Source organism: Nocardioides hankookensis, from assembly GCF_042658885.1.
Lineage (GTDB): Bacteria > Actinomycetota > Actinomycetes > Propionibacteriales > Nocardioidaceae > Nocardioides > Nocardioides hankookensis.
The window spans coordinates 553,877-578,957 of the sequence record NZ_JBHSRJ010000004.1 but is presented as its reverse complement, the minus strand read 5'-3'; the positions used below and the strand labels follow the sequence as shown (position 1 = coordinate 578,957).

Sequence of the window (25,081 nt, the reverse complement as noted above, 5' to 3'; positions counted from 1 at the left end):
CCTGCTGTTTAGGTTTGCCTAACCAACATCAGGTTTCTCACACAGCGGTCAGGTTGTCGGCAGGTTCAGATCGCGCAGCCGTCCGGGCCACAGGCCTCGGCGTCCCCGCCGGCCATCTGCAGCACCGGGTGGGACTCGGTCCAGGCCTGGTCGAGGAGCTGGCTGAAGACCTCGGCCGGCCGCGCGCCGGAGACGCCGTACTTCCGGTCGACGACGAAGAACGGCACGCCGGTGGCGCCGTACGCGCGGGCCTGGGCGATGTCCGCGGCGACCGCGTCGGCGTACTCGTCACCCGCCAGGACCTCGGCGACCCGGGCCGCGTCGAGACCGACGCGCTGGGCGGTCGCGGCGAGCACGTCGTGGTCGCCGATGTCGGCCGCACCCTCGAAGTACGCCGAGAGCAGCGCCTCCTTCAGCTCGACCTGGAGGGCGGGGCCGTCGGCCTCGAGCGCCAGGTGGAGCAGCCGGTGGGCGTCGATCGTGTTGGTGTGGACCGTCTCGAAGAGCCGGAACTTCAAGCCCTCGACGGCCGCGAGGTCGATGAGCTGCTGCTGCATGTCGCGCATCTCGTCCTCGCTGCGCCCGTACTTGCGGGCGATCACGCCGGTGGAGAGCTCGTGGCCGTGGTGCGGCGCGGTCGGGTCCAGCTCGAAGGAGCGGTAGACGACCTCGACCTCGTCCGCGTGCTCGAAGGTGGACAGGGCGGTCTCCAGACGGCGCTTGCCGACGAAGCACCACGGGCAGACGACGTCGCTCCAGATCTCTATCTTCACGCTGGGGCAACGCCGCCCGCCCGGTGGATATTTCCCGACGGTCAGTGTGTGACGGGCTCCATGTCGTCCTCGGGGAGCTCGACCTCGCCGATCATCTCCTCGATCTGCTCGGTCGGGAGCGCGACGGCCATCGCCCAGTAGTAGATGAGCAGGCTCCACGCGGCGACGACCAGGGCGTCCCAGCCGAACGGGATCAACGCGTCGTCACCCTCGGGTCCGAAGTCGCTGATGAAGACGATGATGCCCATGCCGACCAGGTAGGGGATCAGCCAGGACGCGGCCTTCCAGTCGAGCGTCGGCTTGTGCTCGTTGAGCTTCAGCACCCGGTTGCCGACCAGGATCGCGTAGCCGATCAGGATCGAGACACCGAGCTTCCAGATGGTGTCCCAGCCGGTCCACAGGATGATCAGGTTGGCGATCACGAAGGCCAGCGGGCACAGCACGGCCGCCAGCGGCAGTCGGTAGGGCCGGTCCGCGTCGGGGAGCCGTCGACGGAAGGCGCCGAGCGAGAGCGGCGCACCGCCGTACATCAGCACCGAGGCACTGGTGATGAGCCCGACGAGCGACTGCCAGCTCGGGAACGGCAGGAAGCAGATGCAGCCGGTGACGAACGCGGCGATCAGGCCGGCCCACGGGACGTTGCGCTTGTTGGTCCACTCGAAGACGCCGGGCACGTAGCCGTTGCGGGCCAGCCCGTACGCCAGTCGCGAGGAGCCGGTCGTGTAGATCAGGCCGGTGCCGGCCGGGCTGATGATCGCGTCGACGTAGATGATCGCGGCCAGCCAGCCGATTGACAGCAGCGTCGCGATCTCGGCGAAGGGACCGGTGAACGTCGTGTAGAGGCCGTCCCCGGTCTGGTCCCACGTGTCGCCGATCGCGCTGGCCGGCAGCGCGAACAGGAACACGACCTGCAGCAGGATGTAGAGGATCGTGCCGAAGATGACCGAGCCGATGATCGCGAACGGCACGTCCCGCTTGGGGTTGCTCGACTCGCCGGCGAGCTGGTCGGCCTGCTCGAAACCGAGGTAGCTGAAGATGATGCCGCCGGTCGAGACCGCGGCGAAGATGCCCTTGAGCCCCTCGGGCGCGAAGCCGTTGGCTGCCGTCAGGTTGCCGGTGTCGAAGTTCGCGATCGCCAGCACCAGGATGGTGAGCAGCGGGATCGCGATCTTCCACCACGTCGCGGCGCTGTTGGTCGTCGCGAGGCGCTTGACGCCGAGGAAGTTGATGGCCGTCAGGATCGCCATCAGGATGATCGCCACGACGATGCCGGTCGCGCTGAGGACCTGGGTCTCCGGGTTGATCCAGCCGTCCGCGAAGCCGTAGTGGCCGGCGTACGTCAGCATCGCCGAGACCTCGATCGGGGCCACGGTCGCGGCGTTGAGCCAGGCGAACCAGCCGAACGACGCGCCCGCCACGCCACCGAACGCGTAGTGCGGGAAGCGGGCCGTGCCACCGGAGACGGGGTACATGCCGCCCAGCTCGGCGTGCACGAGCGCCAGGACGACGATCGCGACACCACCGATCAGCCACGAGATGATCGCCGCCGGGCCGGCCACGATGAGGGCCTCCTGGGGCCCGAACAACCACCCGGACCCGATGATCGAGCCCATCGAGGCCCACATCAGGCCGATCAGCCCCACCTCGCGGAGCAGCTTGGTGTTGCGCTGCTTGGTGGGCGGCCCCGCCGTGGGGCTGTCCTGCGTCGCGCTCATGCGTCGGTGCACCTTCTGCGGCGCCGCGACCCCCTCCCGAGTGGAGGAGGGCTGCGCGCCGCGGAGGTTCGTACCCAGTTCGTCTGGATCCTGCACCTGATCCGCTCCAGCACTTCCCCGATATCGTATATAGTCATACGAAATAGGGCTCTGTGGAGGTGGAGGCATGGGGATCGCGTACGGCGGCGCGCCGCTCAACATCGCCAGCGGCATCCGGGAGTTCGCCCGGGCCACGCCCCGTGCGACGGCCGTCATCGACGGCGACCGGACGCTCACCTTCGCGGACCTCGACGAGCGCGCCAGCCGGCTCGGCAACCACCTGCTCGCCAGCGGGCTCGCGCCCGGAGAACGGGTCGCGGTGCTGCTGGGCAACCGGCTCGAGTACCCCGAGGTCGCGGCCGGCATCGCCAAGGCCGGCCTGGTCATGGTGCCGCTCAACCCGCGCCTCACCCCGGCCGAGAGCGCCTACATCCTCGAGCACTCCGGCGCCCGGGCGATCGTGCTCGACGGGGCGCTCGCGGCGGTCGCCGGCGACCACGGCCTGCTCGCGACCACCATCGACGGCGACTACGAGGCCGCCCTCGAGAAGGCCGATCCTCGCGACCCCGACGTACCCGTCGACGAGCTCGACCCGTTCTGCATCGCCTACACCTCGGGCACGACCGGACGCCCCAAGGGCGTGCTGATCTCGCACCGCAGCCGGGCGCTGACCTTCTACCTCAGCGCGCTCGAGTGGGGCCTGGGCCCGGGACGCACGTCGGCCGCCGTCGCGCCGATGTACCACGGCGCCGGGTTCGCCTTCGGCTACGCACCGGTCTTCTGCGGCGGCACCGTGACGATGCTGCGGACCTGGGACCCCGAGGCGTTCCTGGCACTGCTCGAGCGCGACCGGGTGCAGTCCACGTTCCTGGTCCCGACGCACGCTCAGATGCTGCGCGGCCTCGGGGAGGGCGCGGTGGCGCGGCGAGACCTGTCGGCGCTCGACACCCTCTACTTCAACGCGGCCGCGCTGCCCTGGCCGCTCAAGCAGTGGGTGATGGCGGAGTTCCCGCAGTGCGGCATCCACGAGCTCTACGGCTCCACCGAGGCCGGGATCATCACCAACCTGCGCCCCGTCGACCAGGACCGCAAGCCCGGCTCCGTCGGGCACGGCTGGTTCCTCACCGAGCTCCGCGTCGTCGACGACGAGGGCAACCCGGTGCCCGCCGGCGAGCCCGGCGAGCTCTTCAGCCGCTCACCCTTCCTGATGAACGGTTACCACGACGACCCCGAGGCCACGGCCGCCTGCACGACCGCCGACGGCTTCATCACCTGCGGCGACGTCGTCATCCGCGACGACGAGGGCTACGTCCACATCGTCGACCGCAAGAAGGACCTCATCATCTCCGGCGGCGTGAACGTCTACCCCCGCGAGATCGAGGACGTCCTGGCCCTGCACCCGGCCGTCGTCGAGTCCGCCGTCGTCGGCGTCCCCCACAGCACCTGGGGCGAGGAGGTCGCGGCGTACGCCGTGCTCCGCGACGTCGAGCTGGACGACGCCCTGACCGCCGAGCTCGAGGCGCACTGCCGCGCACGGCTCGCCGGCTACAAGATCCCGCGGCGGTGGACGGCCGTCGCCGCCCTCCCCCGCAACGCCAGCGGCAAGGTCCTCAAGCGCGAGCTGCGCGACACCATCCCCGTCAATGAAGGAGTCTGAGTGCGCCCCCATGTTGAGCTGATCCAGGAAGACGACTACGTCTGGCACGGCGCCGAGCTGCCCGGCGGCGAGGGCCGCGCGAGCGAGCGCCGGCTGTCGGTCGACGAGGAGGACGGCTCGTCGTCCCTCCGGGTCGACTTCCACACCGACTGGGGTCGCGGTCCCGGCATCCACCACGCCAACACGGAGTACTACGTCGTCGAGGGCGAGATCGACTACGGCGGCCGGAAGATCGGCAAGGGCGGCTACGTCTACGCACCGAAGGGCGTGCCGGTCGACTACCTCAAGATCGCCGAGGGCACGAAGATCCTGCACTACCGCGAGTACGGCGACGCCGGCTTCGACCCGGTCGACCAGCTGGGCGGCGCCCAGCGCTGGGACGACGCCCGCGAGGACGTCATCGTCATCGACTCCGAGGCGATGCAGTGGGACGCCGTCCCCAACCCCGGCCCGATGCCCGGCCTCTTCATCAAGTACCTCCACGTCGACCCGGTCACCGGCTTCTACACGCGACTCGTGCACGCACAGGAGGGCTGGTCGGACCACCGACTGGCCCACCACCCCTGCTACGAAGAGGCGTACACGACCCAGGGCCACATGGAGTACAACTTCGGCACCCTGGACCTCGGCACCTACTTCTTCCGCCCCGCCCGGGTGAAGCACGGCCACTTCACCACGATGGAGGGCGGCGCGACCTGGCTCCTGCGCTCGGACGGCGAGCTGAAGAACTGGTACACCCAGAACGAGTGGGTCCGCTGGGGCGGCGACGGCGTCAACTACGGTCCGGCCGGTCTGCAGGAGGAGCCGCACCCGCCGGTGCGCTGGTCGTCGTCGACGCACGACCTCGCGACGCCGTGGCGCAGCGAGGAGGACTTCCGCCAGATGACGGCGTCCTGGCAGTTCCAGATCGACCAGGGTCAGGACAACTCCCCGATCAAGCACCAGGGCACCGGCGCGGACCCGTCGATCCTGGCGTTCATGAAGGCGATGGACGCTGCCAACCTCCAGGGCGGGCACGGCGACGGTCACGCGCACGACCACTCTCACGACCACGACCACGACCACTCGCACGACGGACCGACCCTCGACTGGGGCGCATCGGGCCGCGAGGTCGAGCACGCCGACGAGCGCACCAACGCGCACGCCCACAACTGGGGCACCAACGTGCCCTGGAAGGACGGGGACCCGATCCCGGCCCCGATCATCTCCAGCCTGCCCGTCCGCAGCCGCTCCCGCGGCCGCTGGGACGGCGACGGGATGTGATGGACGCCCTCGTCGCGACCGGCGTCCACGGGTTCAACGGGCACAGCCTCGCGGTCTTCCTCCACGTCGCCCTCTTCGCCTACTGGCTGGGGGGCGACGTGGGGGTCTACTACGCGAGCCGCTACATCATCAAGAGCGAGGTCGGTCCCGAGGCCCGGGCGGTGGCGACCAAGATCATGCACGCCACCGACATCGCGCCCCGCGTCTCGCTGGTGCTGATCCTTCCCAGCGGGATCACCCTGATGGCGGAGGGACCGCTCGGCGACGAGTTCTTCGTCCACGGCTGGTGGCTGGTGCTCGTCTGGGCCGCCAGCCTGGCGTGGCTCACCGTGTCGGTGATCGACTACCGGGGCGGTGACACCCCGATCGCCCGGCTCTCGCAGAAGGCGGACCTGCTGGTCCGCTACGCCCTCAGCGCCGGCCTGGTCGCGGTTGGCCTCTACACGATCGCCGCCACCGACCCCTTCGGCGTCGACACGAACCCGAAGTGGCTCGGCGCCAAGGTCACGGCGTACGCCCTGTGCATCTTCTGCGGCGTGATGATCCGGCGCCAGCTGGTGCCCTTCGGCCCGGCGTTCGGCAAGCTCCTCACCTCGGGCTCGACGCCCGAGGTCGAGCAGGCGATCCTCGGCTCGATCCGACGCTGCGAGCCGTGGGTCTACTCCATCTGGACGCTGGTGCTGGTCGCGGCGTTCCTCGGTGTCGTCAAGCCGGGCTCGACGGCGTTCTGACGAGGAGGCGCTCCCGGTCGGCCTCGAGCGCGGCCCTGCTCCCGACGGTGGACGTCGGTCTCGCGGTGTTCGAGGGCGTGGTGTCTCGGGCAGAGAAGTCGAGCGTGGTCGATGTCGGTCCGGCCGCCTCGGGTCCAGGGCGGGTCGTGGTGGGCGTGGCACAGGCCCGGCGGCCAGTCGCACCCCGGAGCAGTGCAGCCCTTGTCCCTCAGGGCGAGCGCGATGCGTTGGGCTTTGGTGTGGAACCTGCGGGCCCTGCCGAGGTCAAGGACCTCGGATCTGCCGCCGAGGACGGCGGGGAGGATCCGGGCGGTGCAGGCGAGGCGTCGTGCGGCTCCGGGGCTGATCCTCTCGCCGGTGTCGAGGACCCCTGCTTGCTCCAGGTCACCGATGAGTGACTCGTAGGAGATCGTGACGACGATGGTGGCGTCGGTGCCGCCGACCTGCGGGAGGTCCTTCGCGCGGACCCGTTCGATCAGCTCGCAGAAGGCGCGGCCCATCCGCTCCGGCCCAGGCCGGCGCTCCACACCGGGGCCGTGGGTGGCGGCCTGGTGCTTGGGTGCCGCCAGAGCGAGGAGGATCTTCCTCAGCTGGGCGCCCTGGAGGGTCGGGAGGGTGAACCGACCGTGGACCTTGCCGTGACCGTCGTCGACCATGGTGAGCCGGCACGCCATCGCCGCCTCCTGCTCCTCGCGTTCCAACAGCTTCGCCTCATGCTCGTCGGCGGCTGCGGGGTCGATGACGTTGAGGAGCCGGTCACCCAACCGCTTGAGCCCGCGGGCGTCGTGGTGGGCGGCTTCGGCGACGAGGTGGGCCTCGGCCTGCGTCACGAGGTCGGGGTCGAGGTCGTCGGGGAGCTTGGTGATCGCGTCGATGATCACGCCGGCCTGGTCGGCCAGCAGGTCACCGGCAGCAAGTGCGGTGCGGACCTGGGGGTGGGTGTCGAGCTGGTAGCCGAACCGAACGGTCCGGTGCGCCGAGGGCCGGGTCTGCTTCGTCTCGTGCGCCAGCCAGTTCGCCGTCGACGTGGCACCGGCCTGTTCGCCGACCTCGATCTCGTCGGCGTGCATCGCGACCCGGGCCTTCAGCTCAGCCACCCGCGCCTCGAGACGAGTGACCTCGACGAGCGTCGACGCGGTCTCTGCGACGTCCATCGACCAGGTCGATGCATCGGCCACGGCGTCGAGCTCGGTGTGGGCGTGCGCGACCGCCACCGACACTCGGTGCCTGGGAGTCGCGATCGCTGTCATGAGAAGAATTCTCCCAGGCACCACCGACAGTGAGAGGCTCAGAACCCCCATATCCACAGGGGTCTGGGAACTTTTGTCATCTATCTTCCGGGGTGGTTTCGAGGCTCGCTTCGCTCGCACCTCAACCACCGATGCCGGCCCGCAGGCCGGGAAGCGGCGTCGACCCGAGACCGCCGTACCCGCGTCATTGCAATGTCGGCGCGCAACCACGATGGACCCGCAAGCCGCGGCGGGGTGGTTTCGAGGCTCGCTCCGCTCGCACCTCAACCACCGATGCCGGCCCGCAGGGAGCGCTCGTCGCCCCTTCTTCAACCGGCCCGAGCGGCCGGCAGGGCGACCGTGAACGTGGTGCCCTCGCCGAGGCGGGAGGCGACGTCGAGGCGACCGCCGTGGCGTTCGACGACGGTGGCGACGATCGCCAGGCCGAGGCCGGTGCCCGGCTCGCTGAGGGCCGCGGGGTTCTCGGTCCGGTAGAAGGCGCGGAAGATCCTGGCCTGGTCCTCCTCGGCGATGCCGAGGCCGGTGTCGGCGACGCGGACCACGACGTGCTCGTCGACGCGGTCAGCGGACAGGACGACGGTGCCGCCGGGAGGTGTGTACTTGACCGCGTTGCTGACCAGGTTGCCGACGAGCTGGTCGATCTCGGTGGCGTCGCCGGGCACGACGAGAGACGCGTCCGCGAGCCGGGTGTCGAGGGCGATCCCCTTCGCTCGCGCGGTCGAGTCGAGCATGCTGACCACGTCGTCGGTGACCGCCCGCAGGTCGATCGGCAACCGGACCAGGGGATGCCGGGGATGGCTCATCCGGGCGAGCAGCATCAGGTCGTCCACGGTGCGCTGCATCCGGTCGGCGCCCCGGCTCATCGCCCCGTGCAGACGCGCGACCGCCTCGTCGAGCTCGAGCCCACCGAGCAGCTCGAGGTTGCCGGCGATCACGGTCAGCGGAGTCCGCAGCTCGTGGGACAGCGTCGCGAAGAGCTGGGTGCGGTAGTCGTCCAGCTCCTTCAGCTCACGCACCAGCGCCCGCTCGCGCTCCAGCGCTCGAGCGGTCATCAGCGCCGCACCCAGGTCGTGCCCGACCTGCAGGGAGAAGTCCATCTCGGCCTGCGACCACGCCGGCTGGTACGGGCGGCGCGACAGCGCCAGGAACCCCACGCACTCGGCGCCCACCCCGAGCGGCACGCCGATCATCGACGCGAGGCCGCGGTCGCCGAGGTGCTGCAGGACCGAGTCGGGTACGCCGGGAGCCGGCTCGTCCGCCTCGATCAGGAAGACCCGCTGCTCGGCCCACAGCTGCGGGGCGAACGCCTTCGCGAGCTCGACGATGTCCTCGGGGAGCGACAGCTCCTCGCCCTCGTGGTTGCGGATCATCCCGGTGCCGGGACCGTCCGCGGCGAACACGTGGAGCCAGGTGCCGCGCGCGTCGAAGCCGGCGACCAGCGGCTCGTGCGCGTCGCGGAGCACGGCCTCGAGCGACGGGTGGGCGGGCATCGACGCGGTACGGATCAGCCGGCGCGCGGACTCGGCGTGGTTGATCCGCTGGATCATCGCCTCGCGCTCGAACGCGGTCAGCACGGCGCGCTCGGCCTGCGCGGCGTACCGCTCCAGCAGCGCGCGCTCCCGCTCCCCCGGACGCCGTCCCGAGGACGGCCGGTCGACGGAGAGGATCCCGACGACGGTCCCGCCGTCGTCGGAGAGGACGGCGAGCAGCCCACTGTCGGCGCGCCACGCGTCGGGCTCGGCGGACGGGACCTGGTCGACCTCCACCCAGTGCCCCTCGAGCTCGTCGAGGGAGGCTCCCTCGATGAAGCGCAGCCGCTCGCCCCACGGCTCGGACCGCGCGAGCACCGGCTCGATGACCGAGACCGGGTCGGTGGCCTCGACGTGCGCGCGATGCTCCTCGGGACCGGCGTAGGCGACCGTCACGAGGTCATCGCCGATCACCACCGAGAGCACGGCGACCTCGAACCCGACCATCTCGGCCACCGACTCCACCATGAGCTGGAGCACGGCGCGGGCCGACGAGTCGGACCACGCGTCGAACACCACCCGTCGAACCTATCGCCCGCCGAGCCGCTCCCCGAGGCTCTTTCCCAACAACTGGCCGAAGACGAGCGCGGGTGTCAGCAGCATCCCGGAGCAGAAGCTGTTGCCGCAGGTCGCGCCGGCGCCGATCACCTCTCCGATCGCGAAGAGCCCCGGGATCGTCGCGCCCGCCTCGTCGCGGACCGCGAACGAGTCGTCGATGTCGAGGCCGTCGAAGGTGACGACCGCGATGCCCTGGTTGTGCAGCGCGTAGTACGGCGGCGCCGCGATCGGCGCGGGCAGGTGGGTGCGACCGAAGTCCAGGTCGACTCCCGCCGCGACCGCCACGTTGTACGACGCCACCGAGCCGACCAGTCCCTCCGCGTCGATGCCGGCCAGCGCGGCCAGCTCCGGAAGCGTGTCGGCCGCGTGCACGCCCGGCCGGACGTTGGCGTGGCGGCGCAGGTCGTCGGGTCCCCAGCCGAGCACGATCGGGGGCTCGTCGACCCCGGCGCGGGCCACGGCGTCCGCGTCGAACACGGTCCAGAACACCTGGTCGGGCAGCGCCGTGAGGGCGCGTTCCTTGGCGTCGATCGACGGCTCGTCCTCGGCGATCCAGCGACGCCCGGCCCGGTCGACGTAGATCTCGCGCGGCGGCCGCTCGGTGGTGAGGAGCAGCCGCTCAGCCCAGTTGGCGCGGTGCGGCGTCTGCGGGTCGGGCATGCCGCCGAAGGTCGGCAGGTAGGTACCGGCGCCCTGGAGCCCGGCGCCGACGCTGCGACCGAGGTGCACGCCGTCGCCGGTCGACGTGCGTGCCGCGACGGTGACCAGCGCGACCCCGTGCCGCTCGGCGAAGAGGTCCGCGTCCGCGCCGTACCCGCCCGTCGCGAGCACGACCGACGCCGCCTCGACCGGGACCTCCACCCCGTCGCGGTAGACCTCGGCGCCGGTCACCCCGTCGTGGTCGCGGAGCAGCCCGGTGACCGGCGCGTCGGTCCAGACGGTCAGGTCGTACGCCGCGCGCGCCTCGGCGAGCTCCGTCTCGAGGACCTGGAGCACCGAGAGGCCACCCTCCACGCCGTACACCGTGCGCGGGATCTCGTAGGGCTCGTGCCCGTGGACGATCCGCGGCGTCTCGGGGTCGAACGCCATGCCGCGGGCCACCAGCCACTCGACGACCCCGGGCGCGTGCCGGACGGCGAGGTCGATGAGGTCGCGGCGGCCGGTGCCGTGGCTGATCCGGTCGATGTCGGCGAGGTGGCGCTCGGGGTCGTCGTCGATGCCGCGCGCCCGCTGGAGGCTGGTGCCGCCCGCGGAGAGATGGCCGCCGCTGAGGTGCAGGGTGCCGCCGAGGCGGCGGTCCTTCTCGACCAGCAGCACCCGGGCACCGCCGCGCGCGGCCAGGGTGGCGCAGCCCAGGCCCGCCGGCCCGGCGCCGACGACCAGTACGTCGTATCGGTGTTCCGGCACGTCCTAGATCATATATTATCGCGCCGATGACTACCTCCGACGGACCGCTCACCGGCCTCCGCGTCGTCGACGCCTCGACGATCCTGGCCGGTCCGCTGGCCTGCCAGATCCTGGGCGACTTCGGCGCCGAGGTGATCAAGATCGAGCACCCGACCGCCGGCGACGGCATGCGCGGCCACGGACCGTCGCTCGACGGCACGCCGATCTGGTGGTCCGAGATCTCCCGCAACAAGCGCACCGTCGCGCTCAGCCTCTCGCGGCCCGCGGGGGCCGACGTGTTCCGGCGCCTGGTGGCGACCGCCGACGTCCTGGTGGAGAACTTCCGCCCCGGGACCCTGGAGCGCTGGGGCCTCTCCCCCGACGAGCTCCGGGAGCTCAACCCCGGTCTGGTCGTCGCCCGGGTCACCGGCTTCGGCCAGACCGGGCCGTACGCCGCCCGCGCCGGCTTCGGCACGCTGGCCGAGGCGATGAGCGGCTTCGCCCACCTGACCGGGCAGGCCGACGGGCCGCCGACGCTGCCGGCGTTCGGCCTCGCCGACTCGATCGCGGGCATCGCGGCGTCCTCGGCGATCTCGATGGCGCTCTACGCCCGGGCGACCAACGGCGGCGTCGGCCAGGTGATCGACCTCAGCCTGCTCGAGCCGATCATGACCGCGGTCGGCCCCGGTCCCTCGGTCTACGGCCTGACCGGCGAGATCGGCACCCGGCACGGCAACCGGTCCACCAACAACAGCCCGCGCAACGCCTACGAGACGAGCGACGGGCACTGGGTCGCGATCTCGACCAGCGCCCAGGCGATCGCCGAGCGCGTGCTCGTCCTCGTCGGCCACCCCGAGGTCGTCGAGGAACCGTGGTTCGCCTCCGGCCACACGCGGGCGCAGCACGCCGACCTGCTCGACGGGTACGTCGGCGGCTGGATCGGCGCCCGCACCCGCGACGAGGTGGTCGCGGCGTTCACCGAGGCCGGCGCGGCGGTCGCGCCGGTCTACAGCGCGCGCGACCTGGTCGAGGACGAGCACGTGCGAGCGACCGGGATGCTGACGCCCGTCCAGGACCCGGCGCTCGGCGAGGTCCTCCAGCACGGCGTGATGTGGCGGATGTCGGGGACGCCCGGGCGGATCCGCTTCCCCGGACGCCCGATCGGCGCCGACACCGACGACGTCCTCGACGAGCTCGGCGTCGCCGCCGACGAGATCTCCGCCCTTCGTGACCAGGAAGTGATCCGATGACGACCCAAGCCCTGCTCGACGCTGTCGCCGGCGGCCTCCGCGTCGTCGACCTCGGTCGGATGCTCACCGTCGGCATGCCGCAGTCGCCCAACCACCCGGCGTACTGGCACGCCCACCCGCGGCGGCACGGCGACATGGTGCGGGCCGACGGGGGCTCGGCCGCCAACGACATGATCTCGATGGGCACCCACGTGGGCACCCATGTCGACGCGCTCTCGCACGTGTCGCAGGACGGGCGTCTCCACCAGGACCGGTCGATGGTCGAGCTCGGCGTGCACACGATCACGCCGATGGTCCGGCGCGGCGTGCTGCTCGACGTGCCCGCGACGCTCGGCGTCGACCGGCTCGAGGCCGGTCAGGAGATCACCGTCGCGGACCTCGAGGCGACCGTCGCGCGGCAGGGCGTCGCGATCGGCGCCGGCGACGTCGTGCTCGTCCGCTCCGGCTGGGGCCAGCACTTCGACGCCGGCGACGGCGACACCTTCCGGGGCCTGACCACCGGCGTCCCCGGCGTCTCCACCGCCGGCGCGACCTGGCTCGCCGACCACGGCGTGCACGCGGTCGGCGCGGACACGATCGCGTTCGAGATGCTCTCGCCGGGCGCCGGCCACGGGCTGCTGCCCGCGCACCGGGTGCTGCTCGTCGAGCACGGCATCTACATCGTCGAGACGATGGCGCTGGAGGAGCTGGCGCAGGCCGCGATCCACGAGTTCCTCTTCGTGCTCTCGCCGCTGCCGCTCTTCGGCGCCACCGGCTCCCCCGTCCGGCCGCTGGCCGTGGTGGGGGCATGACCACGCTCGCCCAGCAGCTCGGCGCCTTCGCCGAGCAGTCGTACGCCGGGGGCGTGCCCGACGACGTCGCGGCCTCGGTCCAGCAGCGGGTCCTCGACGTGCTCGGCCTGTGCGTCGCGGCCCACCGCCTGCCCACCAGCGCGGCCGCGATCGGGCACGTCCTCGACCAGGGCGGTCACCCGCAGGCGACGGCGGTCGGCGTACCGACCCGGGTGACCGCGGCCCAGGCCGCCTTCGCCAACGGCATCCTCGCGCACTCGCTCGACTACGACGACACACACCTGCCGTCGGTGCTGCACCCCAGCGCCAGCGTCGTCCCGGCGGCCCTCGCGGCGGCCGAGCACGCCGGTGCGAGCGGCGAGCAGGTCGTGCGCGCGGTCGCGGTCGGCCTCGAGGTCGCCGTACGCCTCGGCATGGCGGGGTACGACGAGCAGCTCGGCAACTCCGTGTTCTTCGAGCACGGCCAGCACGCGACGTCGATCACCGGCGCCATGGGTTCCGCGGTGGCCGCGAGCCTGCTGTACGGCGCGGACCCGGTCGACGCGCTCGGCCTGACCGCGTCGATGGCGGCCGGCGTGATCGAGGCCAACCGCACCGGCGGCACCGTGAAGCGACTGCACTGCGGCCTCGCCGCCCAGGCCGGTGTGACCGCGGCCCAGCTGGTGCGCCGCGGCTTCACCGGGCCGCCGACCGTGCTGGAGGGCCGGTTCGGCTTCTTCGAGGCGTGGCTGCACGGCCAGTTCTTCCCCGACGCGGTGACCGACGCCCTCGGCAGCCACTGGTCGGTCCCGGGCATCTTCTTCAAGCCCTACCCGGCCAACCACTTCACCCACACGTCGATCGATGCCGGCTGCGCCTTCCGCGAGCGCGGCATCCTGCCCGAGGACGTCGGGTCGATCGTCATCGGCGCCCCGGCCTCGGTGATCCGCACGATCGGGCAGCCGATCGAGGTGAAGCGCGCGCCGGAGACCGGCTACCAGGCGCAGTTCTCCGGCCCGTACGCCGTGACCGCCGGCCTCTTCGGCGGCGGCGGGCTCGGCCTCGGGCTCGACGACTTCACCGACGAGCTCGCCCAGGACCCGGCCCGGCGCGCCGTGATGGCGCTGGTCGACGTGGTGCCCGACCCGCGCTGCGACGCGATCTACCCCTTCCAGTTCCCGGCCGTCGTCACGCTGACGACCACCTCCGGCGAGGTGCTCGTCGAGGAGGTGCTCACCAACCGCGGCGGTCCGGCCCGGCCGCTGAGCGACGACGAGCTGGCCACCAAGTTCGCCGACAACGTCGCGGGCCGACTCGACGCCGACGCCGCGTCCGTCGTACGCCGTGCCGTCGCCGGCCTGCGCACCGCCACCGATGTCACCGACCTGCTGTCCCCGTTGAAGAAGGAGTTCCGATGACCGAGCTCGACCTGATCATCACCAACGTCTCGGTCGTCGTGCCGGGCGAGGCCGAGCCGCAGGCGCTCGACATCGGCGTCAAGGACGGCACCATCGTCCGCCTCGAGCCGGGTCTGACCGGTGCGGACACCGTGGTCGACGGGGGCGGCAAGATCGCCTTCCCCGGTGTCGTGGACGCCCACCAGCACTGGGGCATCTACAACCCGCTCCCCGAGGACGCGGCGAGCGAGAGCCGGGCCTCGGCGCAGGGCGGCGTCACGACAGCGATCACCTACATGCGCACGGGGCAGTACTACCTCAACAAGGGCGGCGACTACGGCGACTTCTTCCCCGAGGTGCTCGCCCTGACCGAGGGCCGCGCGCACGTCGACTACGCCTACCACCTGGCCCCGATGAGCAAGCGGCACATCGAGGAGATCCCCGACCTGGTGGGCGAGCACGGCGTCACGTCGTTCAAGATCTTCATGTTCTACGGCGGCCACGGGCTGCACGGCCGCAGCGCCGACCAGAGCTCCTTCCTGATGACGCCGGAGGGCGAGCGCTACGACTACGCGCACTTCGAGTTCGTGATGCGCGGGATCCAGGCGGCGCGCGAGAAGTTCCCCGAGATCGCCGACCAGATCTCGCTGTCGCTGCACTGCGAGACGGCCGAGATCATGACGGCGTACACGAAGCTCGTCGAGGAGGACGGCACGCTCACCGGCCTCCCGGCCTACAACGCCTCGCGGCCGCCGCACTCCGAGGGCCTGGCCGTCACGATCGCGTCGTACCTCGCGCACGAGACCGAGCTCCCGACCATCAACCTGCTGCACCTGACCTCCCGCAAGGCCGTCGAGGCGGCGCTGCGGATGGCGGACGCGTTCCCGCACATCGACTTCCGCCGCGAGGTCACCGTCGGGCACCTGCTCGCCGACTGCGACACCGCGCACGGCATCGGCGGCAAGGTGAACCCGCCACTGCGGCCGCGCGAGGACGTCGAGGCGCTGTGGGCCTACCTGATCGACGGCAAGATCGACTGGGTCGTCTCCGACCACGCGTGCTGCAAGGACGAGCAGAAGTTCGGCGCCGACCGCGACGACGTGTTCCTCGCCAAGTCCGGCTTCGGCGGCGCGGAGTACCTGCTCGCCGGCATGGTCTCGGAGGGCTCGAAGCGGGGCGTGCCGCTGGGCCGGATCGCCGAGCTCACCTCGACCAACCCGGCGACCCGCTACGGCCTCGGTGCCACGAAGGGCTCGATCGCGGTCGGCAAGGACGCCGACATCGCGCTGGTCGACCCGACCGTCACCTGGACGGTACGTGCCGAGGACTCGGAGTCGACGCAGGAGTACACGCCGTTCGAGGGCGCCGAGCTCACCGCCAAGGTGACCGACTCCTTCGTGCGCGGCCACCGGGTGATGACCGACGGCGTCGTCGGCGGCGAGCCGGTCGGCCGCTACCTCCGGCGCCCGACCGCCTGAGGGTCGACGTGTCCGAGGTCGTCGTCCACCGCCTGCCCGACGGCGTCCCGACGCCGGACGACTTCGACGTCGTCGAGTCCACCACCGGCGCGCTCGCGGACGGACAGGTCCGGATCGCCGTCCGGACCCTGTCACTGGACCCGTACGCGCGGTCGGCACTGCGGCTCGGCGCCGTCCCGCCCGGGAGCTCCGTCGGCGAGGTCCTCGAGTCACGCTGCCCGGAGGTCGAGGCCGGGCAGCGCGTGCTCGCCGAGACCGGCTGGCGCTCCGAGACGGTGGTCGACGGTGCGTCGGTCAGGCCGGTGGCGGTGCCTCCAGGTGTGCCGCTCTCGGCGGCGCTCGGGGCGCTCGGCCTGCCCGGCCTCACGGCGTACGCCGCGCACGTGCGGCACCTGCGGCCCCGCTCCGGCACGACCGTCGTGGTCGGCGCCGCCACGGGAGGCGTCGGCGCGGTGGCGGGACAGCTGGCCCGGATTGCGGGCGCGCGAGTGGTCGGCGTCGTGGGGTCCGACGAGAAGGCGCGGCTCGCGACCGAGCGGCTCGGCTACGCCGACGTCGTACGCCGTGGGCCTGGGCTCGCCGCCGACCTCGACCGTGCCTGCCCCGAGCGGATCGACGCCTACCTCCACCTCGGCGACCAGGCGACGCTCGACGCCGTGATGGAGCGGCTCGCGGTCGGCGCGCGGGTGTCTCTCGGCGGCCTGATCGACCAGGCCAACGGCAGCGCGCCCACCCGGCTGCGCGCCGGCGCCGTGATGGCGGCCCGCGCCCAGGTGCACGGGCTCGTCGTCCACGACCACCAGGACCTGGCGCCCGAGCACGCCCAGCGGGTCGGTGACCTGCTCGCCGCCGGCGAGCTGGTGACCGTCGAGGACCGCTACCCCGGCCTGGACCTCGCTCCTACCGCCTTCGCCCGGCTGATGAGCGGGCGCAACACCGGCAAGGTGCTCGTCGACGTGTCGTGATTCTCAAGGCTCTGGCGCCGGACGTCATACGGCTGGAGCATCCGCTTGCTCTGCCCGTATGACGTCTCGTCGGAGGAGCAGCCGCGCAGACACCGTGATGGCGACCCACACCAGCAGACCGACGAGGAAGCCCACGATCGCGAAGAACGGGTAGTCGATGCCGTCGAACCCGCCTCCGGCCACCATGCACTGCCCGAGGCCGATGCCCTGCTTCTCGAGCTCGTGCGCCAGGTGCACGTACTCGTCGTAGCCACCGGCTCGGATCGACGGACAGATCGGCCCCGGGTCGAGGTAGAGGGCAGCGCTCGCGACCAGCGCGGCGACCAGGACGCCCCAGCTCGAGGCCATCGCGACCTCCGCCCACCAGCCACGGCGTTCGGCCAGCGCCCCGCGCGTCAGGCCGAGTGTCGCGACCACCAGGGCCGCGACCCCGAGGAGCAGCAACGCGTTCGCCGCCACGACCGGGACGTTCGCCTCGGCGAGACAGACGCGCGTGGAGTCCTGCCCCGGGACCGACGACGGCGACCAGTGGCCGCGCCACAGGTCGTAGACGGTGCCACAGGCCTGGCCGTCGACCCGGATCGTGTGCGACCAGACGACGGTCGACCCGACGAGCAGGGCGAGACCAAGGGCGCGCAGGACCTGCATGGCGGCATCCTCCCTGCTCGGCCGCCGGACGTCACCCGTCAGAGGCCGTAGCGCGCGAGCTTGTCGTCCTTGCCACCGCGCAGGAACTTCTTCATCATCCGGCCGTTGGTCAGCCACGCGATCGCGTCACCGTTCTTGGTGCTGGCGAGCATCCGCTCGACGAGGTACGGCGCGACGTCGTCGACGTGGTCGCTGAGGATGTTGACCATCTTGCGCTGGCTCGAGACCGACTCGGGGTGCGCGGCCGCCTCGCGGAGCCAGCCGTCGGTGATCAGGATCCCCGGGCGCACCTGGCCGACGCGGACCGACGTACCGTCCACCTCCTTGACGAGGGCCTTCGTGAACATGTCGAGGCCGCGCTTGGTCGCCGAGTAGACGCCCATGCCGGGTCGCACGGACCCGTCGCTGCCGCCGCCGAGGATGTTGAAGACCTGGCCCCCGGAGGCCGCTGTCATGCCGCGTACGGCGACCTGCGCACCGGTGATCGTGCCGAGCATGTTGGTGCCGACCATGGTCGCGACCTCGTCCGGGGTCGTCTCGACGATGGTGCGCATCGTGTAGGCGACGCCGGCGTTGTTGACCCACAGGTCCACGGAGCCGAACGCGACGACCGCGAAGTCCCACAGCGCCTGCACCTGCGCAGGATCGGTCACGTCGGTGGGCAGGCCAACGACCTCGGCGCCGCCGGTGGCCTCGGGCGCGAGCTTGCCGACGGCCTCGTCGACCGCCTCCTGGGTGCGACCGGACACGGCGACGGAGTGGCCGCGGCGGAGCAGCTCCCGGGAGAGCGCGAAGCCGATCCCCTTGGTGCTCCCGGTGACGACGACGTGGGTCATGTGGGTCTCCTGCTCGACGGGTGAGATGGCGGTGCCCCGGCCCTCCGAGGAGGACCGGGGCACCGTCGGTGTTCGGTGGTTCAGACGATCAGCACTGCGCCTTGACCGAGGCGGTCGCGGTGGCGAGCGCCTTCTTCGCGGCGGTGAGCGCCTTGGTCGCCGCGGCCGACTGGGCCTTGGCGGTCTTCAGCTGGGCCTGGGCCGCCTTGAGCGCCTTCTTGCCCTTGGCGCCCTTGATCTTCTTGGCCTTGCTGACCTTGGCAGTGGCCGTCTTGACCTTGGCCGCCGCCGCCTTGGACTTCGTCGTGGCCGTCTTGACCTTGGCGGCCGCCGCCTTCTCGGACGCGGTCGCGTTGGTGCACGCCACCGACGGGGCGACGGTCACCGTGGAGGCGGCCGACGTCGACCCGACGAAGAAGTCGAGGTCCGTGGGGACGAACTTCGCCGTGTAGGTGTGCGCACCGGACGCGAGCTCCGTCAGGGCGAGGGTGGCCGCACCGTCGGTCGCAGCAACCTCGCCGACCTTGGTGGCACCCTCGTAGAACTCGACGGTACCGGCGGTGGCCGGGGTGACGGTCGCGGCCAGCGACGCAGCCGCCGGGCCCGCCGGCGAGGCGACCAGGCTGGTGGCCGTGGCGACACCCGACACGGTGGCCGTGGAGCCCGCCGAGGTCGAGACCTGGTAGCGGAACTGCTCGGTCGGGGTGAACTTTGCGGTGTAGGTGTGCTCGCCGGCCTTCACGCCCGTGACCGTCGCCGTGGCGACGCCGGAGGCGACGGTGACGTCGCTGCCGATCTTGGTCGCGCCCTCGTAGAAGGCGATCTTGCCGGGCGCAGCGGTCTTGTCGACCGCGGCGGACAGGTCCACCTTGTTGGCGGCGGTCGAGGTGGCCGTCACCGTGGTGGCGGTCGCCGCGGCCAGGCCGCACTTGATGACCGCAGCCGAGGGGGTGGGCCCGTACGGCGTCTTGAGCATCAGGTTGAAGGTGAGCAGGTCGATCGTGGTCGCCGTCGGGTAGAGCACCGAGGTGGACGTGCCGGTCAGCTCAGGCAGGTCGGTGATCGCCGCGTTGCCGGCCGGGTAGGGCGACTCGTAGCTCTTCGTCGAGCTCGCGAGGTCGACCACCGTGCTGCCGGCCTTCGCCGACGCGACCACCTGGACCGAGCGCAGCTCGAAGTCCGACGGGATCAGGCCGAACGTCACGTCGGAGAGGGTCGCCGAGACGTCCTTGTGGTCGTACGTCGTCGACGTGGTCGCGTCGTAGGACATGCCCGGGAAGGTGCCGTAGATGCAGGTCAGCGCGCTGCTGCCGGTGTTGGACGTCGTCGTCTCCGTGGGCGTGTAGGCCACGCAGGGGATGGCGTTGCCGGCACCGCTCACGGACAGGTTGGTGGCGAAGCTGTCGACGGAGCTGGCCGTCAGGGCCGCCGTCGCGGTGCGGGTGCTCGTCAGCTTCGCGATCGGCATGCTCGCGGTGCCGGGCAGGGCGGGCGAGTAGGTCTCGGTACCGGTGAAGCTCAGCGCCTCGCCGTCCACCGTGAGGCCGAGGGTCGAGGTCTGGCTGTCGATCGACAGGAAGGCCGGCATCCCGGGCACGAGGGGGTTCTCGAGGTAGGTCCGCACGTACTGCCCGTTGGCCTGGGAGCCACCGGTCGGCTTGTTCATGATGCCCGTGTAGGCCTTGACCGCGTAGAACATCTTGAAGGCGCCGAAGCTGCACGTCATGTCCTGCGTGGCGACCTTGTCGGGCGTGCACGTCATGGTGCCGGTGACGTTCTGGACCGCCGGGTTCACGCTGATCTTCATCGGGATCGTCATCGACGTGAGGGACACGGAGCTGACGCTGTCGTCGGCCTCGGCGAGCGTGCCGGTCAGGGTCCCGAGCCCGAGGTCCGAGTTGCCCATGACGGCACCCTCGGCGCCGTAGGCGACGTCGGCGAAGGCCACGTCCGAGTGCACGGTGACGGCCTGGCCGTCCACGTTGAGCACCATCGTCGGGGTGATCGTCTTGAACTGGATGGTCGAGAAGTTGGAGGCGGTCGCGCCCGGGTTGAACGGCTTGTCGAAGGTGACCGACACGCTCGTCCCGTCGACGACGACGTCGTAGTCGCTCCGGAAGTCCGCGTAGTAGTTCGAGTACTTGCACACGCTGGACAGGTACGACTCGGTCGTCTGGGCAGCCGCCTGGGCCGGTGCGACCAGCCCGGGACCGGCCATGGCCCCCACCGTGAGGGCGCCGACGACGAGGCCGGCCAACTTGCGAAAACGCATCAAATCCTCCTCGGATCGACCGCACCCCTGTCGGTGTGGCCCACATCTCAGGCGAGAATATACGATATCGCCCAGACGTCCAGAGATTTCGCGAAACCCGTGCGTTAACTCTGCGTCACCGCGTGTTTCGCCCGCTGCTCAGCCCTGGTGACGGGCGCGGGCGAGCACCAGGCGGGCCTGACGGACCACGGCCTCGTCGACGAAGTGACCGTCGTCGTCGACGGCCACACCGGCCCCGGCGAACTCCCACCGGCCGACGAGCCGGCGGGCCGCGTCGACCTGCTCCGAGGTCGGGGTGAAGACCTCGTTGGCGACCGCGACCTGGCCCGGGTGGATGCACGCGCGGCCCACGAAGCCCAGCCGGGCGAGCTCGACGGTCGAGGCGCGGAAGGCGTCGAGGTCGCGGAAGTTCGTCGACACCGGGGCGATCGGCGGCTTGATGCCGGCCGCCGTCGAGGCCATCACGACGTGCGAGCGCGCGTAGAGCAGCTCGCGCTCGTCGGGGCCGGCGGTGATGCCGACGTCGGCACGCAGGTCGGCCTCGCCGATCTGGAGGCGCTGCACCCGTGGCGCCATCGCGAGCTCGCCGGCGCGCAGCACGGCCCGCGCGCTCTCGAGCAGGGGTACGACGCCCGCCGTCGAGCCGAGCGACGACAGCAGCTTGTCGAGGTCGACCAGCTCGTCGACGGTCTCGGTCTTCGCGACCATGAAGCCCGTCAACGCGGGCGCACCGGCGACGGCGCGGACGTCGGCCTCGCGCAGCGCCCCCGGGTTGACGCGCACCCAGACCGCCACGTTGTCGAGCACCGGCAGGTCGTGCAGCCAGATCCGCACCGTCTCGCGGGCGCGGTCCTTGGCCTTCGGCGCCACCGCGTCCTCGAGGTCGATGATCACCTCGTCGGCGCCCCGCTCCAGGATCCGGTCGAGCTTGTCCTCCGCGTCGCCCGGGACGTAGAGCGCCGAGCGCGCGAGCCACCTGCTCAGATCAACCGACACGGGTCTCCCCCTTGATCAGTGACTTCGCGACCACGGTGCGCAGGATGTCGTTGGTGCCCTCGCCGATGCTCATCAGGATCGAGTCGCGGTAGAGCCGCTCGACCTCGAACTCGGTGGAGTAGCCGTAGCCGCCGTGCACCTTCATCGCGTCGATCGCGGCCTGCAGTGCGACCTCGGAGCAGAAGATCTTGGCCATGCCGGTGGCGCCGTCCGCACGACCGCGTCGTACGGCGTCGGCCGCCCAGTAGGCCATCAGCCGCGCAGCCTGGACCTGGGTGCCGAGCTCGCCGAGCTTGAGCTGGATCGCCTGGAAGTCGGCGATGGGCTGGCCGAAGGCCTTGCGCTGCTGGGCGTACGCGAGCGCCTCCTCGTGCGCGCGCTGCGCGATGCCGACCGACCGGGCGGCGATGTTGACCCGGCCCCACTCGAGGGCGGAGAGCACCTGCTGCATGCCGCGGCCCTCGACGCCGCCGACGAGCTGGCTCGCCGGGACGCGCACGTCGGTCAGCGAGATCTCGCAGGACTCGGTGCCCTTGTAGCCGAGCTTCGGGATGTCCTTGGTGACCTCGTAGCCGGGCGTGCCCGCCTCGATGAGCAGCACGCTCATGCCCCGGTGGGCCGGCGACGCGGTGGGGTCGGTCTTGACGAGGACCGGCAGCGGGTTCGCGTAGCGGGCGTTGGTGATCCACATCTTGGCGCCGTTGACGACGTACTCGTCGCCCTCGAGGCGGGCGGTCGTGCGGATGCCCTGGAGGTCCGTGCCGGCGTCGGGCTCGGTGAGGCCGATGCCGCTGCGCCGCTCCCCCGTCGCGAGCCCGGGCAGGTAGGCCTGCTTCTGCTCCTCGGTGCCGTGCATGGAGATCAGGCGGCACGCGAGCGAGTGGCTGCCGAGGATGCCGGCGACACCCATCCAGCCGCGCGCGATCTCCTCGAAGACCAACGCGAAGGAGACCGGGTCGAGGTCGAGGCCGCCGTACTCCTCGGGCACCGTGATGCCGAAGAGCCCCATCTCGGCCATGCCGGCGACGATCTCGGTCGGGTAGCGGCCGGACTGCTCCCACTCGCGGGCGACCGGCACGATCTCCTTGTCGACGAAGCTGCGGAGCAGCGCCTTGAACTCGCGCTGGTCGTCGTCGAGCTGGAAGTCCATCAGTTCTCCTGGTGGTCGGGGTGGAAGACGGGCAGGGCGCGGCCGTCGTCGAGCGGACGCCAGGCCAGGCGTACGGCGTCGCCGATCGCGACCGAGTGGGGCTCGGCGGTCTCGACGTTGCTGACCAGGACCACGCCCTCGGGCAGCCGCACCCGCGCCACGACGTACGGCGGATCGTGGTCGGGGCCCGGGCTGCGCATCACGACCGTGCAGGCGTCGACGACGCCGGTGCCGTCAGCCTCGCGGTGGCCGAGCGCGTCGGTCTCGCCGCAGTAGGTGCACAGCGTCCGGGGCGGGTGCTGGGTGTGGCCGCACGCGCCGCAGTGCTGGAGCAGCAGCCGCCGCTCGCGGGTGCCGTCCCAGTAGGCCTGGGTCATCTCGTCCGCGTCGGGGACGTTCATCGGTCCACCCCCAGCAGCACGGTCGCGTGGGTGGAGAGGATGCCGCCGGTGCCGTGGGCCAGGGCGACCTCGGCGCCCGGCACCTGACGGGCGCCGCACTCACCGCGCAGCTGGCGCACCGCCTCGACGAGCAGCAGGATCCCGAGCTGACCGGGGTGGCAGTAGGACAGGCCGCCGCCGGACGTGTTGAGCGGCAGGACGCGGTCGCGGACGACACCGGGCGCCTCGCCCGGGCCGCAGAAGCCGAGCGCCTCGAGGGTGAGCAGCACCGTGATCGTGAAGGAGTCGTAGACCTGGGCCACGTCGACGTCGGCCGGCGTGAGGCCGGCACGACCGAAGGCCGCCGCACCCGACGCGACCGCACCGGTCACGGTCAGGTCGTCGACGGTCGACATCGAGGAGTTGGTGGTGCTCTCGCCGTAGCCGAGCACCGTGATCGGCGGCCGCGGGAGGTCCCGCGCCCGCTCCAGCGAGGTGAGCACGACCGCTCCCCCGCCGTCGGTGACCAGGCAGCAGTCCGCAGCGGTGAGCGGGGTGGAGATCATCGGCGCCGACAGGACGTCGTCGACCGTGAGCGGCCCGGCCCCGTGGCGGTACGCCGCAGGGTTGAGCAGCGCCCACTCCCGGGCGGCGACCGCGACCTCGGCGAGGTCCTCACGGGTCGCGGCGTACTTGTGGAGGTACTGCCCGGCAGCCATCGCGTAGTGGGACGCCGGGTACAGCGGCCCGTAGGGCTGCTCGAGCTGCGCCTCCGGCGTGTGCGCCTCGTAGGCACCGCCGAGCGAGCGGGACCGCGCCGAGCGCTGGTTGGACGCGAAGGAGATGACGACCGTGTGGCACTGGCCCGCCTCGATCGCCTGCGCGGCGCGGGCGACGAACATCTCGAAGGCACTGCCGCCGGCGAACGTCGAGTCGGTCCACGACGGCTGGAGGCCGAGGTGCTCGGCCAGGGAGGTCGCGGAGAAGCGGGCGACGCCGGTGGTGGCGATCCCGTCGACGTCGCGCAGCGACAGCCCGGCGTCGGCCAGGGCGCGGGTCACCGCCTGGGTCTGGAGACCCAGGACCGACAGCCCGGTCAAGCCGAGGTCGCACTCGGCGGCACCCACGATCGCAACGGTCACGGCCGACGCACCTCCGCGGCGGCCGGTGCCACGGCCACCCGGGCGTCGTCACCGACGACCTCGACGGAGCACTCCAGCGACGTCACGCCGTCCTCGACCGAGACCACCCGGCCGGTGCACCGCACGGTCTCGCCGGCGTACACGAAGCCCTTGAAGCGGAAGGAGAGCGCGGTGAGCGACGCACCCGGGCCCGCCCAGTCGAGCACCATCTCGGCGAGCAGCGCACCGAACAGCTGGCCGTCGACGACCGGCCGGTCGATGCCGCGCTCGGCGAGCCAGGCGCTGTCGTAGTGGAGCCGGTGCCAGTCCCACGTGGCGCCGGCGTACGCGACCATGTCGGCGAGCTCGATGGTGCGCTCCAGCGAGAGGTCGCTCATCGGGCCACCTCGACGTAGATCAGGGTCTCCTCGTTCTCGACGAGCAGGTCGCCGTGCTGGTTGGTGTACGTCGCGAGCGACGTCACGATCACCATCGACTGGCCCGAGCCGGTGGTGCGCTCGGTGACGTCGGTGACCTCCCAGCGGGCGGTGACGACGTCCTCGGGACGCACCGGCTGGTGGAAGCGGTAGGAGTTGCCACCACGCACCTCGCGGGTGCCGGGGAGGTGGAAGTCCCAGCCGTGGCCGGCGTAGCCGTTGGCGTCGCGCGGCAGCCCGGTGAACTGGTTCGTCTCGCACACGAGCGTCGGCGGCGCGACGTCGCCGGCCAGGTGTGCCGGGTCGTTGTCGCCGGTCGCCATCGCGAAGTAGCGGATCGACGCGCGGCCGAGCGGCTCGGGCGCCGTGTAGGTGCGTGAGCGCCCGACCAGCGCCCGCACCTCCTCATTGATGAGGCTCATGCGCGTACTCGCTTCGCTCCGTGCGCGCATGAGGCACCCGGACGGCAGTATTGAATGG

General features: G+C 71.6%; 22 protein-coding genes. 8 read left to right on the top strand and 14 right to left on the bottom strand.

All coding sequences use genetic code 11. From position 1 onward, the window contains the following. Positions 1-65: 65 nt before the first annotated feature. Together ACFPYL_RS09155 and ACFPYL_RS09150 are read right to left on the bottom strand one after the other, a co-directional pair. Positions 66-773: a DsbA family oxidoreductase gene (locus ACFPYL_RS09155; RefSeq protein ID WP_379153144.1), complete on the bottom strand. Its 708-nt coding sequence runs from the start codon at positions 771-773 to the stop codon at positions 66-68. Between the two features lie 41 nt (positions 774-814). Beyond that, positions 815-2,488 (bottom strand): APC family permease, encoded by a 1,674-nt coding sequence (locus ACFPYL_RS09150; RefSeq protein ID WP_379153142.1) that lies wholly within the window; start codon positions 2,486-2,488, stop codon positions 815-817. 166 nt (positions 2,489-2,654) lie between these two features. Here ACFPYL_RS09150 and ACFPYL_RS09145 point away from each other — a divergent pair, with 166 nt between their 5' ends. From ACFPYL_RS09145 to ACFPYL_RS09135, 3 genes are read left to right on the top strand one after another with little or no spacing between them, the layout of a single operon-like run. Continuing rightward, complete coding sequence (locus ACFPYL_RS09145; protein ID WP_379153140.1) at positions 2,655-4,184, top strand: class I adenylate-forming enzyme family protein; 1,530 nt, start codon at positions 2,655-2,657, stop codon at positions 4,182-4,184. Then, entirely contained in the window at positions 4,185-5,447 is a 1,263-nt protein-coding gene (locus tag ACFPYL_RS09140) for a DUF4437 domain-containing protein (RefSeq protein ID WP_379153138.1), read from the top strand. It begins immediately after the preceding gene. Further along, positions 5,447-6,178 carry a hypothetical protein gene (locus tag ACFPYL_RS09135; protein WP_379153136.1) on the top strand — a complete coding sequence of 244 codons (732 nt, stop codon included), beginning with the start codon at positions 5,447-5,449 and terminating at the stop codon, positions 6,176-6,178. The genes ACFPYL_RS09140 and ACFPYL_RS09135 overlap by 1 nt, the downstream gene beginning before the upstream one ends. Here ACFPYL_RS09135 and ACFPYL_RS09130 read toward each other — a convergent pair. The 3 genes from ACFPYL_RS09130 to ACFPYL_RS09120 form a co-directional block, all read right to left on the bottom strand. Beyond that, positions 6,106-7,428: an HNH endonuclease signature motif containing protein gene (locus tag ACFPYL_RS09130; RefSeq protein WP_379153134.1), complete on the bottom strand. Its 1,323-nt coding sequence runs from the start codon at positions 7,426-7,428 to the stop codon at positions 6,106-6,108. The two genes, ACFPYL_RS09135 and ACFPYL_RS09130, sit on opposite strands and share 73 nt — an antisense overlap. A 308-nt stretch (positions 7,429-7,736) precedes the next feature. Continuing rightward, a complete protein-coding gene (locus tag ACFPYL_RS09125) occupies positions 7,737-9,476 on the bottom strand; it encodes a sensor histidine kinase (RefSeq protein WP_379153132.1) in 1,740 nt (579 codons plus the stop codon). A gap of 9 nt (positions 9,477-9,485) precedes the next feature. Beyond that, positions 9,486-10,922, bottom strand: coding sequence for an FAD-dependent oxidoreductase (locus ACFPYL_RS09120; protein ID WP_379153130.1), 1,437 nt, complete (start codon positions 10,920-10,922; stop codon positions 9,486-9,488). A gap of 26 nt (positions 10,923-10,948) precedes the next feature. On the opposite strand from ACFPYL_RS09120, the gene ACFPYL_RS09115 reads away from it, so the two are divergent. The 5 genes from ACFPYL_RS09115 to ACFPYL_RS09095 are packed head-to-tail and all read left to right on the top strand — an operon-like array spanning position 10,949 to position 16,761. Further along, positions 10,949-12,151: a CaiB/BaiF CoA transferase family protein gene (locus tag ACFPYL_RS09115; RefSeq protein ID WP_379153128.1), complete on the top strand. Its 1,203-nt coding sequence runs from the start codon at positions 10,949-10,951 to the stop codon at positions 12,149-12,151. Next, positions 12,148-12,942, top strand: a complete 795-nt coding sequence (locus ACFPYL_RS09110) for a cyclase family protein (RefSeq protein ID WP_379153126.1) — start codon at positions 12,148-12,150, stop codon at positions 12,940-12,942. The genes ACFPYL_RS09115 and ACFPYL_RS09110 overlap by 4 nt, the downstream gene beginning before the upstream one ends. After that, the gene (locus ACFPYL_RS09105; protein WP_379153124.1) at positions 12,939-14,339 is read left to right on the top strand and encodes an MmgE/PrpD family protein; all 1,401 of its coding nucleotides are present in this window, start codon (positions 12,939-12,941) and stop codon (positions 14,337-14,339) included. Before ACFPYL_RS09110 ends, ACFPYL_RS09105 begins: the two co-directional genes overlap by 4 nt. Then, the gene (locus ACFPYL_RS09100; RefSeq protein WP_379153122.1) at positions 14,336-15,796 is read left to right on the top strand and encodes a dihydroorotase; all 1,461 of its coding nucleotides are present in this window, start codon (positions 14,336-14,338) and stop codon (positions 15,794-15,796) included. The genes ACFPYL_RS09105 and ACFPYL_RS09100 overlap by 4 nt, the downstream gene beginning before the upstream one ends. 8 nt (positions 15,797-15,804) lie before the next feature. Continuing rightward, positions 15,805-16,761 (top strand): zinc-binding dehydrogenase, encoded by a 957-nt coding sequence (locus tag ACFPYL_RS09095; RefSeq protein WP_379153120.1) that lies wholly within the window; start codon positions 15,805-15,807, stop codon positions 16,759-16,761. Between the two features lie 24 nt (positions 16,762-16,785). Here the strand turns inward: ACFPYL_RS09095 and ACFPYL_RS09090 are convergent, their stop codons facing one another. The 9 genes from ACFPYL_RS09090 to ACFPYL_RS09050 form a co-directional block, all read right to left on the bottom strand. Further along, the gene (locus tag ACFPYL_RS09090; protein ID WP_379153118.1) at positions 16,786-17,409 is read right to left on the bottom strand and encodes a hypothetical protein; all 624 of its coding nucleotides are present in this window, start codon (positions 17,407-17,409) and stop codon (positions 16,786-16,788) included. Positions 17,410-17,447: 38 nt separating this feature from the next. Beyond that, complete coding sequence (locus ACFPYL_RS09085) at positions 17,448-18,245, bottom strand: SDR family oxidoreductase (protein ID WP_379153116.1); 798 nt, start codon at positions 18,243-18,245, stop codon at positions 17,448-17,450. A gap of 88 nt (positions 18,246-18,333) precedes the next feature. Next, the gene (locus ACFPYL_RS09080) at positions 18,334-20,517 is read right to left on the bottom strand and encodes an Ig-like domain-containing protein (protein WP_379153114.1); all 2,184 of its coding nucleotides are present in this window, start codon (positions 20,515-20,517) and stop codon (positions 18,334-18,336) included. Positions 20,518-20,655: 138 nt separating this feature from the next. Continuing rightward, positions 20,656-21,513, bottom strand: coding sequence for an HpcH/HpaI aldolase/citrate lyase family protein (locus ACFPYL_RS09075; protein ID WP_379153112.1), 858 nt, complete (start codon positions 21,511-21,513; stop codon positions 20,656-20,658). Then, positions 21,503-22,663 carry an acyl-CoA dehydrogenase family protein gene (locus tag ACFPYL_RS09070; RefSeq protein WP_379153110.1) on the bottom strand — a complete coding sequence of 387 codons (1,161 nt, stop codon included), beginning with the start codon at positions 22,661-22,663 and terminating at the stop codon, positions 21,503-21,505. Before ACFPYL_RS09070 ends, ACFPYL_RS09075 begins: the two co-directional genes overlap by 11 nt. Continuing rightward, positions 22,663-23,064 carry a Zn-ribbon domain-containing OB-fold protein gene (locus ACFPYL_RS09065; protein ID WP_379153108.1) on the bottom strand — a complete coding sequence of 134 codons (402 nt, stop codon included), beginning with the start codon at positions 23,062-23,064 and terminating at the stop codon, positions 22,663-22,665. The genes ACFPYL_RS09070 and ACFPYL_RS09065 overlap by 1 nt, the downstream gene beginning before the upstream one ends. Further along, positions 23,061-24,185: an acetyl-CoA acetyltransferase gene (locus tag ACFPYL_RS09060; protein WP_379153106.1), complete on the bottom strand. Its 1,125-nt coding sequence runs from the start codon at positions 24,183-24,185 to the stop codon at positions 23,061-23,063. The genes ACFPYL_RS09065 and ACFPYL_RS09060 overlap by 4 nt, the downstream gene beginning before the upstream one ends. Continuing rightward, positions 24,182-24,562, bottom strand: coding sequence for a MaoC/PaaZ C-terminal domain-containing protein (locus tag ACFPYL_RS09055; RefSeq protein ID WP_379153104.1), 381 nt, complete (start codon positions 24,560-24,562; stop codon positions 24,182-24,184). Before ACFPYL_RS09055 ends, ACFPYL_RS09060 begins: the two co-directional genes overlap by 4 nt. Then, positions 24,559-25,023, bottom strand: a complete 465-nt coding sequence (locus ACFPYL_RS09050) for an FAS1-like dehydratase domain-containing protein (RefSeq protein WP_379153102.1) — start codon at positions 25,021-25,023, stop codon at positions 24,559-24,561. Before ACFPYL_RS09050 ends, ACFPYL_RS09055 begins: the two co-directional genes overlap by 4 nt. Positions 25,024-25,081: the final 58 nt, after the last annotated feature.

Bases quoted from the DNA above. Each gene is read 5' to 3' on its own strand.
- ACFPYL_RS09150 (WP_379153142.1), bottom strand. From the start codon at position 2,488: ATGAGCGCGACGCAGGACAGCCCCACGGCGGGGCCGCCCACCAAGCAG.
- ACFPYL_RS09145 (WP_379153140.1), top strand. From the start codon at position 2,655: ATGGGGATCGCGTACGGCGGCGCGCCGCTCAACATCGCCAGCGGCATC.
- ACFPYL_RS09135 (WP_379153136.1), top strand. From the start codon at position 5,447: ATGGACGCCCTCGTCGCGACCGGCGTCCACGGGTTCAACGGGCACAGC.
- ACFPYL_RS09130 (WP_379153134.1), bottom strand. From the start codon at position 7,428: ATGACAGCGATCGCGACTCCCAGGCACCGAGTGTCGGTGGCGGTCGCG.
- ACFPYL_RS09115 (WP_379153128.1), top strand. From the start codon at position 10,949: ATGACTACCTCCGACGGACCGCTCACCGGCCTCCGCGTCGTCGACGCC.
- ACFPYL_RS09110 (WP_379153126.1), top strand. From the start codon at position 12,148: ATGACGACCCAAGCCCTGCTCGACGCTGTCGCCGGCGGCCTCCGCGTC.
- ACFPYL_RS09105 (WP_379153124.1), top strand. From the start codon at position 12,939: ATGACCACGCTCGCCCAGCAGCTCGGCGCCTTCGCCGAGCAGTCGTAC.
- ACFPYL_RS09100 (WP_379153122.1), top strand. From the start codon at position 14,336: ATGACCGAGCTCGACCTGATCATCACCAACGTCTCGGTCGTCGTGCCG.
- ACFPYL_RS09090 (WP_379153118.1), bottom strand. From the start codon at position 17,409: ATGCAGGTCCTGCGCGCCCTTGGTCTCGCCCTGCTCGTCGGGTCGACC.
- ACFPYL_RS09085 (WP_379153116.1), bottom strand. From the start codon at position 18,245: ATGACCCACGTCGTCGTCACCGGGAGCACCAAGGGGATCGGCTTCGCG.
- ACFPYL_RS09080 (WP_379153114.1), bottom strand. From the start codon at position 20,517: ATGCGTTTTCGCAAGTTGGCCGGCCTCGTCGTCGGCGCCCTCACGGTG.
- ACFPYL_RS09070 (WP_379153110.1), bottom strand. From the start codon at position 22,663: ATGGACTTCCAGCTCGACGACGACCAGCGCGAGTTCAAGGCGCTGCTC.
- ACFPYL_RS09065 (WP_379153108.1), bottom strand. From the start codon at position 23,064: ATGAACGTCCCCGACGCGGACGAGATGACCCAGGCCTACTGGGACGGC.
- ACFPYL_RS09055 (WP_379153104.1), bottom strand. From the start codon at position 24,562: ATGAGCGACCTCTCGCTGGAGCGCACCATCGAGCTCGCCGACATGGTC.
- ACFPYL_RS09050 (WP_379153102.1), bottom strand. From the start codon at position 25,023: ATGAGCCTCATCAATGAGGAGGTGCGGGCGCTGGTCGGGCGCTCACGC.